Raw genomic sequence first — 14107 nt, 5'->3', positions numbered from 1 at the left:
AATGTTAAACGTTGTACTGTTTTTCTTAATGGTGTCGTTATTGCTCTATGTGATATTAGCTGGAGCTGATTTTGGTGCTGGAATTGTTGAATTATTTTCCACCAAAAAAAATCAGCAACTCACCAAAAAAACCATATATCGCGTGATGGGTCCTGTTTGGGAAGCCAATCATATTTGGATTATTATTTTGGTGGTTATCCTTTGGGTGGGATTCCCTGAATTTTACAATGTTTTGGTGGTGTATTTACACATTCCTCTCACTTTAGTATTACTGGGCATTACCATGAGAGGCGTCGCTTTTGTTTTTAGACATTATGATGCTTTTAAAGACAAATCTCAAATTTTATACGATTGGATGTTTCGCTTTTCTAGTTTGGTGACACCTATTTTCCTGGGTATGACCGCTGGTTCTATGTTATCAGGGCAACTTGTAATCACAGATGATTATGCCAACTACAACTTTATAGACCTTTTTGTACAACCTTGGTTTAATGGCTTCTCCATTTTAGTTGGTGTGTTTTTCGCATCGCTATGTGCCTTTTTAGCCTCCATTTTACTCATTGGAGAATCGCATGCTAACGACCGTAAGGTATATGTTTCTAAATCTGAAAAAGCCACTGCTGCCGTTGTTGGAATCGGTTTTATTATCATCTGTTATGGCTTTTATCACAACATTACTTTTGTAACCGATTTTATTAAAAACCCAGTAACCGTAGGATTAGTTATTCTATCCTTTATCTTAATTTTTCCGTTAATAATAAGCATCAAAAAAGCTAAAAAAGTTACCACAAGAATGTTAGCAGGCATACAAGTTTCTTTAATTTTAGTCGCTGCGTTTGTAACGCATTTCCCTGTGCTCATTATAGCCTATAACAAAAACATTAACCTGTTAGAAACAGCTTCTCCTGATAAAGTAATTAACGTACTTGGTATCTCCTTAATAATTGGTGGCCTCGTTATTCTACCTGGGTTATTTCACTTAATGAAGTCTTTTAAAATGATTAAGGTTTTAGACGATTAATCGGACGCTTAATGGATTATTGAATAATTATAATTGATTATTAACTTACCTAAGGCCACGAAATGTCATCTTGAACCTGTCGAAGGACTAGAAATGGTGAAGTTAAATATTAGATATGGGAAGTGAAAAGTATAAAGTTTAAAAGTTACGTCTAACGATTAACATTATCCAGACACGAGTTACACACATTTAGCATAAAGCTTACAGCCTATTGCAAATAGCTAACTACCTCCTCAAACCCTTTTGACTCTGCATGCTGAAATGCTGTTTTTCCTTCATTATCCTGAAGTGTTTTATCGGCACCTTTATCTAACAGAAACTTCACCATATTTGCTTTACCATACATCGAAGCAAAAATTAGAGCCGTAACACCATGATTATTTTTTGCATTAATATCTGCGCCATGAGTTAGCAAATATTCGGCTACCTCTTGGTTGTCTTTAAAAGCTACGCCTATTAAAGCGGTATTTCCCATGGCATCGCGCGCATCAACTGGCGCATTTTTATCAATTAAAACTTTAGCCAAATCATTCTTATCAAAATAAGACGCTAAAATTAAAGGTGTAAACCCGCGAGCGTCGGTAGCATGAATTAATTCAGGTTGATTGTCTATCAAAGACTTTACTGTTATAAGGTCTCCTGATTGTATTTTACTAAAAAAAGTTTCTACGTTTTCCATTACTTTATATTTTAAAATAGAATTGGGATAAGCATAATATACACCTATCCCAATATTAATAAACTACTTATTTCAATTATTTTAAATCAAAACGATCTAAATCCATCACCTTAGCCCAAGCCGCAACAAAATCGTTAACAAATTTTTCGTGCGCATCATCGGCTCCATATACTTCAGCAATAGCTCTTAACTCAGAGTTTGAACCAAAAATTAAATCGGCACGAGTTCCTGAAAAAGTTTCAGTTCCAGATTTTCTTTCAGAACCAACAAAAAAGGCATCATCATCAGAAGACGCTTTCCAGGTATATCTAAAATCTAAAATATTGGCAAAGAAATCATTCGTTAAATGCCCCACTTTATCAGTAAAAACACCATGTTTAGAACCATCATAATTGGCTCCTAAAACACGTAAACCACCAACTAAAACGGTCATTTCTGGAACGGTAAGTGTTAGCAAATTTGCTTTGTCAACCAATAAATCTTCTGAAGAAACTGATAATCCTGGTTTTAAATAATTTCTAAAACCATCAGCTTGAGGCTCTAAATAATTAAATGACTCGACATCCGTTTGTTCTTGCGTAGCATCACCTCGACCTCCAGAAAACGGCACATTAACAAGGTATCCTGCATTTTTAGCAGCTTCTTCAACGCCAAGTGCACCTCCTAAAACGATTAAATCGGCAATAGAAACTTCGCCACTATAATTTTTCTGAATATCCTCATAAACCGCTAAAACTTTAGCCAATGCTGGCGGGTTATTCACTTCCCAATCTTTTTGAGGCGCCAGTCTAATACGTCCGCCGTTCGCACCACCACGCATATCCGAACCTCTAAATGTTGACGCTGAAGCCCAAGCAGTCGTTACCAATTGAGAAATATTTAATCCTGAATTCGAAATTAAATTTTTCAACGTAGCCACATCATCATCACTTAAAGTATAATTTACTTTAGGAATTGGGTCTTGCCACAACAATTCCTCTTGAGGAACCTCTGGTCCTAAATAACGAGAAACAGGACCCATATCACGGTGTGTTAACTTATACCAAGCTCTAGCAAAAGCATCTTCAAAAGCTTTGTGATCTTTATGAAAACGTTTAGAAATTTCTAAATAAGTAGGATCTAGTTTGAGAGCCATATCTGCAGTACTCATCATCAAACCTTGAGTTTTTGACGAATCTCCTGCACGAGGCGCCATTCTAGCTTTTGAAGCCTCAGTTGGTTTCCATTGGTGCGCGCCAGCAGGACTTTTTGTTAACTCCCATTCATAATTTAATAAAACATCAAAATAATCATGATCCCATTGCGTTGGATTCGGCGTCCATGCCCCTTCAAGTCCACTAGTAATAGTATCATCTAAAACCCCAGTTCCGAAGCTGTTTTTCCACCCCGTACTCATTTCTTCAATGGTTGCTCCAGCTGGTTCTGCACTTAAATACTCATCAGGATTAGCAGCACCGTGGGCTTTACCAAAAGTATGACCTCCAGCAATTAAAGCAACAGTTTCTTCATCATTCATGGCCATTCTCCCAAAGGTTTCTTTAATATCTATGGCCGAACCATGCGGATCTGGCTTACCATTAGGTCCTTCTGGATTTACATAAATTAATCCCATATGCGAAGCCCCTAATTGTCCTTCTAATTCATCATCTTTATAACGTTCTTGGTTGCCTAACCATTCGCGTTCTGATCCCCAATAAATATCTTGTTCTGGTTCCCATATATCTTCACGTCCACCAGCAAAACCATAGGTTTTAAAGCCCATAGATTCTAAAGCACAGTTTCCTGCTAAAATTAACAAATCGGCCCAAGAGATGTGTTTTCCATATTTCTTTTTAACTGGCCATAATAATAAGCGAGCTTTATCTAGGTTTCCATTATCTGGCCAACTGTTTAAAGGTGCAAAACGCTGATTCCCGGTTGAAGCACCTCCTCGTCCATCCCCTACACGGTATGTTCCTGCACTGTGCCATGCCATCCTAATCATAAACGGCCCATAATGACCGTAATCGGCTGGCCACCAATCTTGAGAATCGGTCATCAATTGCATCACTTCATGCTTCAAATTTTTAAAGTCTATACTATTAAAAGCTTCTGCGTAGTTAAAATCTTCACCCATAGGGTTTGATTTTACAGTGTTTTGACGTAGAATATTTAACTTCAACTCATTAGGCCACCAATCACGATTTCGTGTACCGCTACCCGATGATACTTTCTGTTCGCCTCCAAAAAAAGGACACTTACTTTCACTACTCTTTGATGAATTTGAATTTTGATAACTTTCCATTGGTAATATGATTTAAATAGTTCCGAATAATTACAAATTTACTAAATATAGCTCCTAAAAAGATGTCAAGCAAATGTTAATAATCTATAAAAGAATAAGCAAAATCGATAGAAAACAAATTCTTAATAGAAAAATCAAATTCTTATATTCAATCACATTTATTTATCCTAATTTTATAAAAATTTAAAAACCAAAACAATGGCTAAAGTAACATTAAAAGGAAACGACATACATACCTCAGGAAGCCTACCAGAAGTAGGATCTAAAGCTCCTGATTTCACATTAACAGGAACCGATTTATCATCAAAAAGTTTAAGCGATTTTGCTGGAAGTAAAGTAGTTTTAAACATTTTCCCTAGCGTTGACACAGGAACCTGTGCACAATCGGTAAGAACTTTTAACAAAGAAGCAAGTAATTTAGAAAACACTAAAGTACTTTGTATTTCACGTGATTTACCTTTTGCTCAAGGACGCTTCTGTGGTGCTGAAGGTTTAGACAATGTAGTTAGTTTATCTGACTTTAAAGATGGAAGTTTCGGAAAATCATACGGATTAAACTTTGTTGATGGACCATTAGAGACCTTACATTCACGTTGCGTTATTGTATTAGATGAAAATGGTACCGTAAAACACACCGAGCAAGTAAGTGAAACCATTGATGAGCCAAATTATAAAGCTGCTTTAGAAGCGCTTTAAAATGCCGAAAAAAGAATCACTTTTAAAAAACCGATTAAAAAGTGTTGGTTACGCCTTTAAGGGCGCCGTTTTATTATTAAAAACAGAAGCGAGTATTAAAATTCAATTCGCCATCGCCTTAATCGTAACCCTATTCGGATTTATTTTTAATATTTCGGCATACGAATGGATGGCTCAAACCTTTTCTATTGGACTCGTTATGAGCATGGAAGGCATGAACACCTCGATTGAAGAAATAGCAAATTTTATTCACCCCGAACAACACTCTAAAATTGGTTTGATTAAAGATATAGCAGCAGGGGCTGTTTTTATAGCCTCTGTTTTTGCTTGTATCGTAGGGTTAATCATCTATCTTCCTAAGATTTTTTAAATACTTTTACCTCTAGGATAAACGTTAGTAATTTGTATTTTTGTTGCTTTGTGAAAACATGAAAGAGCAGCATGTATTTTAGTATGACATTTTGAACCAACAACGCATTAATGGCTAAAAGCAAACCCAAAACTAAAAAAGCACCTAGAAAGAAATTTAAAATGCCTGATTTTAAGTTATCTAGCCAGCAAAAACTGGTATTAGGTAGCTTTCTTGTTATTAGTGGCCTACTCATCTGTATCGCTTTTGTTTCACACTTATTTACTGGTAAAATTGACCAAAGTGCCTTATCGGAATTTACTTCTCGAGAAGTTAAAACTGAAAACTGGCTTAGTAAATTTGGCGCCTGGTTGAGTGATTTATTCATTCAACGTGGTTTTGGTATTTCTTCATTTATATTCTCTGGCTTAGTTTTTCTTTCTGGCGTATTTGTTTTAATGAATTTAAGCCTAAGCAAACTTCGTAAACACTGGTTTTGGGGCATGTTTATTATCATTTGGATATCCATTTTATTTGGGTTTTTCGGTGATAGAAATGATGTTTTAGGTGGTACTATAGGATTTGAAGTCAACAGCTATTTACAAGATTACATTGGTAAAACCGGCACCGTTCTTTTACTTGTTTTTGGACTCATCACCTACTTAGCCATCCGATTTAAAGTCACGTTTGAAAGCATTATTAATGTGTTCAAATCCGCTAAAAAAGACATCAAGGATGAGCTTTCTAATAACGTAGAAGACCAAATTGTTCCTTTAGATAATAATTTAACTGAAGAAGCCGAAGCTATAAAAGAGGCATATAAAGTATCGCTAGACCAATCTGAAACCAAAGAAGAAGTTGAGGAAGAAGAAAAAGTAGCAGTTACCACATTAACACCTGAAGTAGCTTCTACATCATTTGAAGTTAAAGTAACTGAGGAAGAGCCTGAAGAGGACGATTCTGCCCTAGAAATTAAAGTGGAAGAAGTTAAAGAAGAGCTTTCTGAAATAGATAATTTAGCCAATAAACTGGTTGAAGATTTTGGACAATTTGATCCTACTTTAGAGCTTGGAAAGTTCCAATTTCCAACCCTCGATTTATTAAAAAAATACGATACAGAAGGGATTAAAATTAATCAAGAAGAGCTCGAAGAAAATAAAAATAGAATTGTAGATACCTTAAGCAATTATAAAATTGGAATTGCAAGCATCAAAGCGACGATTGGTCCTACGGTAACCCTTTATGAAATTGTTCCAGAAGCCGGCATTCGTATTTCTAAAATTAAAAATTTAGAGGACGATATTGCACTCTCTCTTTCGGCCTTAGGGATTCGTATTATTGCGCCAATTCCAGGAAAAGGAACTATTGGTATTGAAGTACCTAACAAAGATTCTACTATTGTATCGATGCGTTCGGTAATCGCTTCTAAAAAGTTTCAAACCACCGATATGCAACTGCCTATCGCCTTAGGTAAAACCATTAGTAACGAAACTTTTGTAGTTGATTTAGCTAAAATGCCTCACATGCTTATGGCCGGTGCTACAGGTCAGGGTAAGTCGGTAGGATTAAACGCTGTTTTAACCTCTTTACTTTACAAAAAGCACCCTGCTGAAGTTAAGTTTGTATTGGTCGATCCTAAAAAGGTTGAGCTTACCTTGTTCAACAAAATTGAACGTCATTATTTAGCAAAGCTACCAGACAGTGAAGAAGCGATTATTACCGACAACAACAAGGTTATCAATACCCTAAATTCACTTTGTATTGAAATGGATAACCGTTATGAACTGCTTAAAAACGCCATGTGTCGTAATATTGCAGAGTATAACGAAAAGTTTAAATCTCGAAAATTAAATCCGAATGACGGACATCAATTCTTACCATATATAGTTTTGGTGGTTGATGAGTTTGCTGATTTAATTATGACCGCAGGGAAAGAAGTTGAAACCCCTATTGCGCGATTAGCACAATTAGCACGTGCCATTGGTATTCACTTAATTATCGCCACACAGCGTCCTTCTGTAAATGTTATTACCGGTATTATTAAAGCAAACTTCCCAGCGCGTATTGCGTTTAGAGTAACTTCAAAAATAGATTCTCGAACCATATTAGATGGTTCTGGAGCCGATCAACTTATTGGACGTGGAGATATGCTTTATACCCAAGGAAACGATTTAATTCGTGTACAATGTGCCTTTGTCGATACACCTGAAGTAGAACGTATCACCGAATTCATAGGTTCTCAAAAAGCTTATCCCGATGCTTACCTCCTACCCGAATATTTGGGTGAAGAAGGTGGCACAAGTCTTGATATAGATATCTCCGACCGAGATAAACTGTTTAAAGATGCCGCTGTCGTAATTGTAACGGCACAACAAGGTTCGGCATCATTATTACAACGAAAATTAAAATTAGGATATAACCGAGCAGGAAGAATCATCGATCAACTTGAAGCCGCTGGTATTGTTGGCCCATTTGAAGGCAGTAAAGCCAGACAAGTTTTAATCACCGATTTAATCGCTCTTGATGCACACTTAGAAAACGAAATTTAATTTCTTAAATCATGAAAAAAATTATAGCAATACTTATAATCGCCATCTCTTTTAACGCTTTCGGACAGAGCGATGCTAAAACCTTATTAAATCAGGTTTCCAAAAAAATAAAAAGCTACGATAATATTTCTTTAGACTTCAAATACAGTCTTGAAAACCCATCAGAAAATATAAAACAAGAAACTAAAGGTGATGTTATTTTACAAGGCGAGAAATACCGTTTAAATATTTTAGGGGTAACGCAGCTTTTCGATGGTGAAAAACTTTATAGCATCAGTACTGAAGACGAAGAAGTCACTATTTCTTCTCACATCGATCAGGATAAAGATGTTATTACCCCAAGTAAAATGCTTTCATTCTACGAAAGTGGTTACACTTACAAAATGGACATCAAACAAGATATAAAAGGTCGTAAAATTCAGTATGTGAAATTAACACCTATTGATTCTAATTCTGAAATTAAAAACATCCTTTTAGGAATTGATGCGCAAACGAAACACATTTACAACCTTATTCAAATTGGTAATAATGGTACGCAAACAAAACTTACTGTAAATTCTTTCCAAACGAATGAGCAATTACCAAACCATGTGTTTACTTTTGATGCCACAAAATATAAAGATTATTACATCAATAATCTAGACTAAATGAACTTGTGAAAATACTAGATCGCTACATACTTACGTCTTATTTAAAAACTTTCATCAGTGTATTTCTAATACTCATGATGATTTTTGTTTTACAAACCATCTGGCTATACATTAAAGAGTTGGCTGGAAAGGACTTAGACATCATCGTCATTGTAAAATTTCTGTTTTACTTTATGCCTAAACTAATTCCTTTGGTGCTTCCATTAACCATTCTACTGGCTTCCATTATGGTTTTTGGTAGTTTTGCTGAAAATTATGAGTTTGCAGCCATGAAATCTACAGGGATTTCACTGCAACGTGCCATGTCTGGTTTAAGTATTTTTATTGTAGGTTTAGGTATCGTAACATTCTTCTTCTCTAATAATGTGATTCCTTGGGCAGAATACAATTCGTTTAATTTAAGACGAAATATAGCCAAGTTAAAGCCTGCCATGTTATTGGCTGAAGGTCAATTTAACGAGATGGGCGATTACACCATAAAATTTGACAAAAAACATGGTGATCGCGATCAGTTTCTCGACAATGTAACCATTCATATTAAAGGAAGCAACGGAAGAACCAATGCCACTGTTATTAAAGCCAAATTAGGAGAATTGACTAGTAAAGAAGACTCCAATGTGCTAACGCTTATTTTAACAGATGGCCATTATTATAATGATGTGGCTACAAAAACCCATAAGTCTCGCGAGAAAAAACCTTTTGTAAAAAGTAATTTCGATAAAAAACTGATGAATATCGATTTATCGGAATTAAATAAGGTTGATTTTGACGATAAATCCCAAACCGATAAATACAACATGCTTGATGTTCCTGGTTTGAATAAAGCCATCGACTCTTTAGTACAAAAAAGTGAATCGGACTATGAAGGATTTACCAAAAATCTCTATCAACGTACAGGTTTTATACGATACCTCGCTCCTTCTAAAACCATTGATAAGGACTCACTTTATACCGGGGAAATTCTAGACATTTTTGATACGAAAACCCAATTGCAATTGGTAGATATCGCTAATAAATCACTTATTAGCTCACAACAAATTTTAACTACAAAAGAAAAAAGTCTGAGAAACTCTCAAACTTGGCTTAACAAACACATCATTTCTCTACATGAAAAATTTGCTTTAGGCTTTGCATGTATCATCCTATTTTTCGTAGGAGCGCCATTAGGAGCCTTAATTAGAAAAGGTGGTATTGGTTTACCAATGGTTATTGCTATTTTACTATTTTTAACTTATCACTTCATTGGAATTTTCTCAACAAACAGTGCTAAGAGTGGTGGTTTTAATCCCATTTTGGCCAGTTGGTTTTCAACGCTTATCATGTTACCATTAGGCATCTTTTTAACTAGACGTGCCACTGCCGATCGTGGTCTTTTTGAAAGTCAGGGTATTCTAGAACCGCTTAAAAAAATATTCGGAATTAAAATTAAGCCGCAAGAAAAGGACTTGTCAACTTTCAGTACTGAAACCGATGAGTACACAACTTTAACCACCTATGATAATGCTAAACTTATTGATATCATAAAAAATTACAAACACTACAATTATGATATTAAATATAAAAACTCGGCATTAGAGATATTAAATGAAAGAGGCGTTACCAAACAACAATTAAAGTTTACTGGTGAATATTCTGATGAGCGTTTCGATGAAACCATCCGACTTAAAAACGCATGTGATGAAGATGCTAATCTTGCGCTTATCCTCTATCTGTTTTTTGCCCCATTAGTATTGGTAGGTAAAATTTTAGAAAACAATCATTATGAATCCATTGGAAAAGGCTTATTTATTGCAGGTGTGGTCATTGGGGTGGTTTACCTCATTGCGCTTTCACGTTCGTTTATTAGTTTTTCAAACTTCAAAAAACATGTAAAAAAGGAAGTTTTTGCCAATTCGATTCTTTACATTTTAGTTGGATTACCACTGTTCTTTATTGTGTATATCGTGCAAAAGGGCATGCTTAATAGAGATGTGAAAGAGGATGAAATCCATGATCCGTTAATCCAAGTTTCCAAAAATCAGAATTAAAATAGAGCTGTAATCAAATTGTTTGATTTCTATAAAATAGCAATATCTTTGCAGCATGATATTAGAAGAACCTATGACACAAGATACCACACAAAAAATCAAGCTTGATACCATCCATTCTGCTATTGAAGATATTAGACTTGGTAAAGTTATCATTGTTGTGGATGATGAGAACCGAGAAAATGAAGGTGATTTTCTAGCTGCCGCAGAAAAAATAACGCCTGAGATTATAAATTTTATGGCTACTCAAGGTCGCGGACTCATTTGTGCACCGCTTACCGAAAATAGATGTAAGGAATTAGATTTGCACATGATGGTTAGAAACAACACCGACCACATGGAAACGGCTTTTACTGTATCGGTTGATTTAAAAGGTAAAGGTGTAACTACAGGGATTTCAGCAGCGGATAGAGCTTTAACTGTTAAAGCCCTTGTTGACGAAGACACAAAACCATACGATTTGGCAAGACCAGGTCATATTTTCCCTCTAGTAGCCAAAGAAGGTGGCGTTTTAAGACGTACAGGACATACCGAAGCTGCTATTGATTTTGCACGATTAGCAGGCCTAAAACCCGCTGGTGTGATTGTTGAAATCATGAATGAAGATGGTACCATGGCAAGACTTCCTCAACTTATGGAAGTAGCTAAAAAACATGATATCAAAATTGTATCTATTGAAGATTTAGTTGCTTACCGTATGCAACATGATTCTTTAATTGAGAAAAAGGAAGATTTCCAAATAGAAACTCGTTTTGGTAGTTTTAGGTTAAGAGCCTACGAACAAACCACAAACAAGCAAATTCATATAGCTTTAACTAAAGGCGTTTGGAAAGCCGATGAAGCTGTTTTAACCAGAATCAATTCTACATTAGTTAATAACGATATTTTAGGTACCCTTACCAATAAAGCCGACGATGATTTAAACGCCATGTTTAAAGTGGTAAATGATGAAGGTAAAGGCGCTATCATTTTTATTAATCAAGAAGCACAATCTATGAATATTCTAAAGCGATTGGCTTACTTGAAAAACCATCAAGTGGAAAATGAAGTAAGCAAAGCTCCAAAAATTAATATGGATAATAGAGATTTTGGAATTGGTGCTCAAATATTACACGATTTAAACATTCATAAACTGCGTATTATTTCTAACACACAACAACAAAGTAAGCGTGTAGGTTTAATTGGCTATGGTTTAGAAATTACCGACTATGTAGGGTACTAACCTTATAAAGTATACTACAAAGAGGCTGTTTGAAAAGTCAATAGCATTTGATTTGTCAAGTTGAATCTGTCGAAACCCTAGTGTTTTTAATGCATTGAAGCATTTAGACAAGATCAATTTGATGGCGAATTTACTTTTCAAACAGCCTCTTTTTTATTTTTCAACCGTTTATTTAAAGGATATCATTAAATTTAACTCAAATTAAATGATTATTATCTCCTTTTAAATTAAACTCATGAAAAAAATTACCCTCTTAGCTGTTTTTTTAATTACAATCATTGCTTGTAAAAAAAGCACCTCCACCACCACGAATAACGACATTAAACCGAAGGTTGAAACGGCATCTGTAGAGATTTCAGATTCCATCAAAGCACTTTTTGATTCTATTGTTTATAAAGTAGCTCAAACCAATGGCTGCAAAATGAAAGCCGTTATTAAAGGTCCTAATACATTACCTTATTACAGCGGCCTTGATGCTAGAACCAATACAAAACCAAGCGAATTTGATGAATTGTTTGAGATTGGTAGTTGTACTAAAATTTTCACTGCGACATCCATTCTTCAACTTGTAGAACAAAACAAGTTAGAATTAGATGATTACCTCGTCTCCATTTTGCCAAATAACGATTTGTATAAAAACTTACTTGATATAGATGGTAAAAACTATATTGATTCCGTAAAGGTTATCAACCTATTAAACCACACTTCAGGACTGCCTGATTACGTAGAAAGTGACGAGGATAAGTTAATCGCACACTACAGTGATCCAAGCGAAAAATTCACTTATGAAGCCCTTATTGAAATGGCAAAAGGCAACCCTGAAAAAAAACTTTTTATTCCTGGGTCGAAATTTGAATACTGTAATACCAATTATATTCTTTTAGCATTACTTATTGAAAAATTCTCGAAGCAAACGTACCAAGACTACGTCAAAGCGCATATTATAAATCCGTTAGAACTTAAAAACACTTATTTCGGATCATTATACCCAGAAAATAAAAGACCACAAGGTTATTACAAAGGTAAAGTTGCACTAATGCCTTTTACTTTAGCAGGACCAGCAGGAGAGATTTTATCCAATTTAGACGATATGCAAACATTTATTGATGCATGGAATAAAGGTTTGTTGTTTGAAGATCCGAATACCATAAAAAATGTTAAATCTCAGGATTTCCAAACTATGGTAGCAGGAGCTATAACTTACGGAAAAGGGATTATTAATATCATGGACCTTTCTTATGGGCATGGCGGACAATCGTTCGGGTACCAATCTTATGTTGGTAGCATGAAATCTAATAACTATTCTTTTGTATTTTATGTTGATGATGCTAACGTTTCCTCATGGTATCCAGCCATTGAAATATCAAGTTTACTTCAAGAAATAGAGTAATAGCAGTTTAAAACCACGCCTCAACCTCATCATTTTTTGAGATTAGGATTATTGGGCGTGGAAATTTTAGTGCTTTTTTAGAGGCTTAGCCAAAATAGAATCTAAGGCTGGCGTTGGTCTGTATTTTACAAAGTCGTCATCATCAGTAATAAATTCTGCTTTGTAAAATTTAAGTTTATGGTCTGTTAATTTCGCGTAGCTTTTAAGGGTTATTGAAGGACAACAATGTGCATCGTTATAATGACAAACGGCACGCCCTGTAAACAAGCCATTTTCAATTTTCTGATTTCTAAATATATTAGGCCACCCCTGCTCTTCACATCCAGCTAGATCGGATTCGCAAGCCACATCTACCAGCTTAAAGGTATCTCCTTGGTTTAAAAACACGTAAAAAAAGTGAATTTCGTTATAGCTATTAGAACGTACCGCCGTGACCACAGCATCATTTAAACCATCCATGTTTAAATCACCAAACACAAAATTATTGCTACTATACGTTTTTGTATTTGCTTCTGTTGGTAAACTAGAATAGTTTAATTCATCATAAACCGTTTCACTAAACCAACCTGGTAGCTTGTTTTTTTTATCGTAAGCTTCAATAATATCTATATAGTTGCTTTTTGTTTTAAATTCTTCAAATGCTTTTTTAGAAATACTATCTGGCTCTTGGGCTTTAATGAGATTTTCAATCAGCACTTCGCTACTTAAGACAGATTTCGGTAGATCTGTTTTAGGTGTTTCACTTATGTTTGATTTACAAGCTAGAGTACAAAGTAGAATGAGGATGACTAAAAAGGAAATAGAGATGGTTTTCACGGTTGGTGGATTAGATTGTTGAGTAAGACTTCTTCAAATAGATATGTGATACAGCACTAAAACATATACCATTCACCATTTGTATAGGAGCTAAATTTCTAACGCCACCATTTATAAAAAAGTATAGCTAGTTGATAATATACTGTTCTAAAAATTCAGTTATAGATAGTATTAAAATATAATTTATAAAACTGATTTTTCAATAGTTAAAACAATTTTTGCATAAACACAACAATTAGGATTGATCCCCATTTTGACTGTACTTCAGAAATTTAGAAAAGTGCAAAAACAAAAAAAGCAAGCTTTTTACAGCTTGCTTTTTGTTTTGTGGGGAGAGCAGGATTCGAACCTGCGAAGACGTAGTCAGCAGATTTACAGTCTGCCCTCGTTGGCCGCTTGAGTATCTCCCCAAAACCGAGCGCAA

Annotated in this window: 11 protein-coding genes and 1 tRNA gene; 8 read left to right on the top strand and 4 right to left on the bottom strand. The window is 35.1% G+C overall.

Annotated features, from left to right (window positions below):
* Position 1 precedes the first annotated feature (1 nt).
* The gene (locus tag A6I66_RS04845; protein ID WP_067146171.1) at positions 2–1021 is read left to right on the top strand and encodes a cytochrome d ubiquinol oxidase subunit II; all 1020 of its coding nucleotides are present in this window, start codon (positions 2–4) and stop codon (positions 1019–1021) included.
* 208 nt (positions 1022–1229) lie between these two features.
* On the opposite strand, the gene A6I66_RS04840 is transcribed toward A6I66_RS04845, so the two are convergent.
* Together A6I66_RS04840 and katG are read right to left on the bottom strand one after the other, a co-directional pair.
* The gene (locus tag A6I66_RS04840; RefSeq protein ID WP_067146169.1) at positions 1230–1700 is read right to left on the bottom strand and encodes an ankyrin repeat domain-containing protein; all 471 of its coding nucleotides are present in this window, start codon (positions 1698–1700) and stop codon (positions 1230–1232) included.
* A gap of 76 nt (positions 1701–1776) precedes the next feature.
* Positions 1777–3984: a catalase/peroxidase HPI gene (gene katG, locus A6I66_RS04835; RefSeq protein ID WP_067146167.1), complete on the bottom strand. Its 2208-nt coding sequence runs from the start codon at positions 3982–3984 to the stop codon at positions 1777–1779.
* Positions 3985–4182: 198 nt separating this feature from the next.
* Between katG and tpx the strand changes: the two genes are divergently transcribed.
* The 7 genes from tpx to A6I66_RS04800 all read left to right on the top strand — a co-directional run bounded on the left by tpx (position 4183) and on the right by A6I66_RS04800 (position 12867).
* A complete protein-coding gene (gene tpx / locus A6I66_RS04830; protein WP_067146165.1) occupies positions 4183–4680 on the top strand; it encodes a thiol peroxidase in 498 nt (165 codons plus the stop codon).
* Position 4681: 1 nt separating this feature from the next.
* Positions 4682–5050, top strand: coding sequence for a diacylglycerol kinase (locus tag A6I66_RS04825; RefSeq protein WP_067146163.1), 369 nt, complete (start codon positions 4682–4684; stop codon positions 5048–5050).
* 110 nt (positions 5051–5160) lie between these two features.
* Positions 5161–7578, top strand: coding sequence for a DNA translocase FtsK (locus A6I66_RS04820; protein ID WP_067146161.1), 2418 nt, complete (start codon positions 5161–5163; stop codon positions 7576–7578).
* A gap of 11 nt (positions 7579–7589) precedes the next feature.
* A complete protein-coding gene (locus tag A6I66_RS04815; RefSeq protein WP_067146159.1) occupies positions 7590–8225 on the top strand; it encodes a LolA family protein in 636 nt (211 codons plus the stop codon).
* An 8-nt stretch (positions 8226–8233) separates the two neighbouring features.
* A complete protein-coding gene (locus tag A6I66_RS04810) occupies positions 8234–10255 on the top strand; it encodes an LptF/LptG family permease (protein ID WP_084399463.1) in 2022 nt (673 codons plus the stop codon).
* Positions 10256–10310: 55 nt separating this feature from the next.
* Entirely contained in the window at positions 10311–11477 is a 1167-nt protein-coding gene (gene ribB / locus A6I66_RS04805; RefSeq protein ID WP_245683424.1) for a 3,4-dihydroxy-2-butanone-4-phosphate synthase, read from the top strand.
* A gap of 235 nt (positions 11478–11712) precedes the next feature.
* The gene (locus A6I66_RS04800; RefSeq protein ID WP_067146155.1) at positions 11713–12867 is read left to right on the top strand and encodes a serine hydrolase domain-containing protein; all 1155 of its coding nucleotides are present in this window, start codon (positions 11713–11715) and stop codon (positions 12865–12867) included.
* A 66-nt stretch (positions 12868–12933) separates the two neighbouring features.
* On the opposite strand, the gene A6I66_RS04795 is transcribed toward A6I66_RS04800, so the two are convergent.
* Entirely contained in the window at positions 12934–13683 is a 750-nt protein-coding gene (locus A6I66_RS04795) for a hypothetical protein (RefSeq protein ID WP_067146153.1), read from the bottom strand.
* 328 nt (positions 13684–14011) lie between these two features.
* A tRNA-Tyr gene (locus tag A6I66_RS04790) sits at positions 14012–14093 on the bottom strand.
* Positions 14094–14107: the final 14 nt, after the last annotated feature.

The sequence above is a fragment of the Pseudotamlana agarivorans genome (assembly GCF_001642835.1).
Classification (GTDB): domain Bacteria; phylum Bacteroidota; class Bacteroidia; order Flavobacteriales; family Flavobacteriaceae; genus Pseudotamlana; species Pseudotamlana agarivorans.
The sequence above is the reverse complement of the archived record's forward strand: the minus strand, read 5'-3'. Positions and strand labels throughout refer to the sequence as shown.

What these genes read in the sequence shown, in the direction of transcription:
- A6I66_RS04825 (WP_067146163.1), top strand. Translation starts at nt 4,682, where the DNA reads ATGCCGAAAAAAGAATCACTTTTAAAAAACCGATTAAAAAGTGTTGGT.
- ribB (WP_245683424.1), top strand. Translation starts at nt 10,311, where the DNA reads ATGATATTAGAAGAACCTATGACACAAGATACCACACAAAAAATCAAG.
- A6I66_RS04845 (WP_067146171.1), top strand. Translation starts at nt 2, where the DNA reads ATGTTAAACGTTGTACTGTTTTTCTTAATGGTGTCGTTATTGCTCTAT.
- A6I66_RS04840 (WP_067146169.1), bottom strand. Translation starts at nt 1,700, where the DNA reads ATGGAAAACGTAGAAACTTTTTTTAGTAAAATACAATCAGGAGACCTT.
- katG (WP_067146167.1), bottom strand. Translation starts at nt 3,984, where the DNA reads ATGGAAAGTTATCAAAATTCAAATTCATCAAAGAGTAGTGAAAGTAAG.
- A6I66_RS04815 (WP_067146159.1), top strand. Translation starts at nt 7,590, where the DNA reads ATGAAAAAAATTATAGCAATACTTATAATCGCCATCTCTTTTAACGCT.
- tpx (WP_067146165.1), top strand. Translation starts at nt 4,183, where the DNA reads ATGGCTAAAGTAACATTAAAAGGAAACGACATACATACCTCAGGAAGC.
- A6I66_RS04800 (WP_067146155.1), top strand. Translation starts at nt 11,713, where the DNA reads ATGAAAAAAATTACCCTCTTAGCTGTTTTTTTAATTACAATCATTGCT.
- A6I66_RS04820 (WP_067146161.1), top strand. Translation starts at nt 5,161, where the DNA reads ATGGCTAAAAGCAAACCCAAAACTAAAAAAGCACCTAGAAAGAAATTT.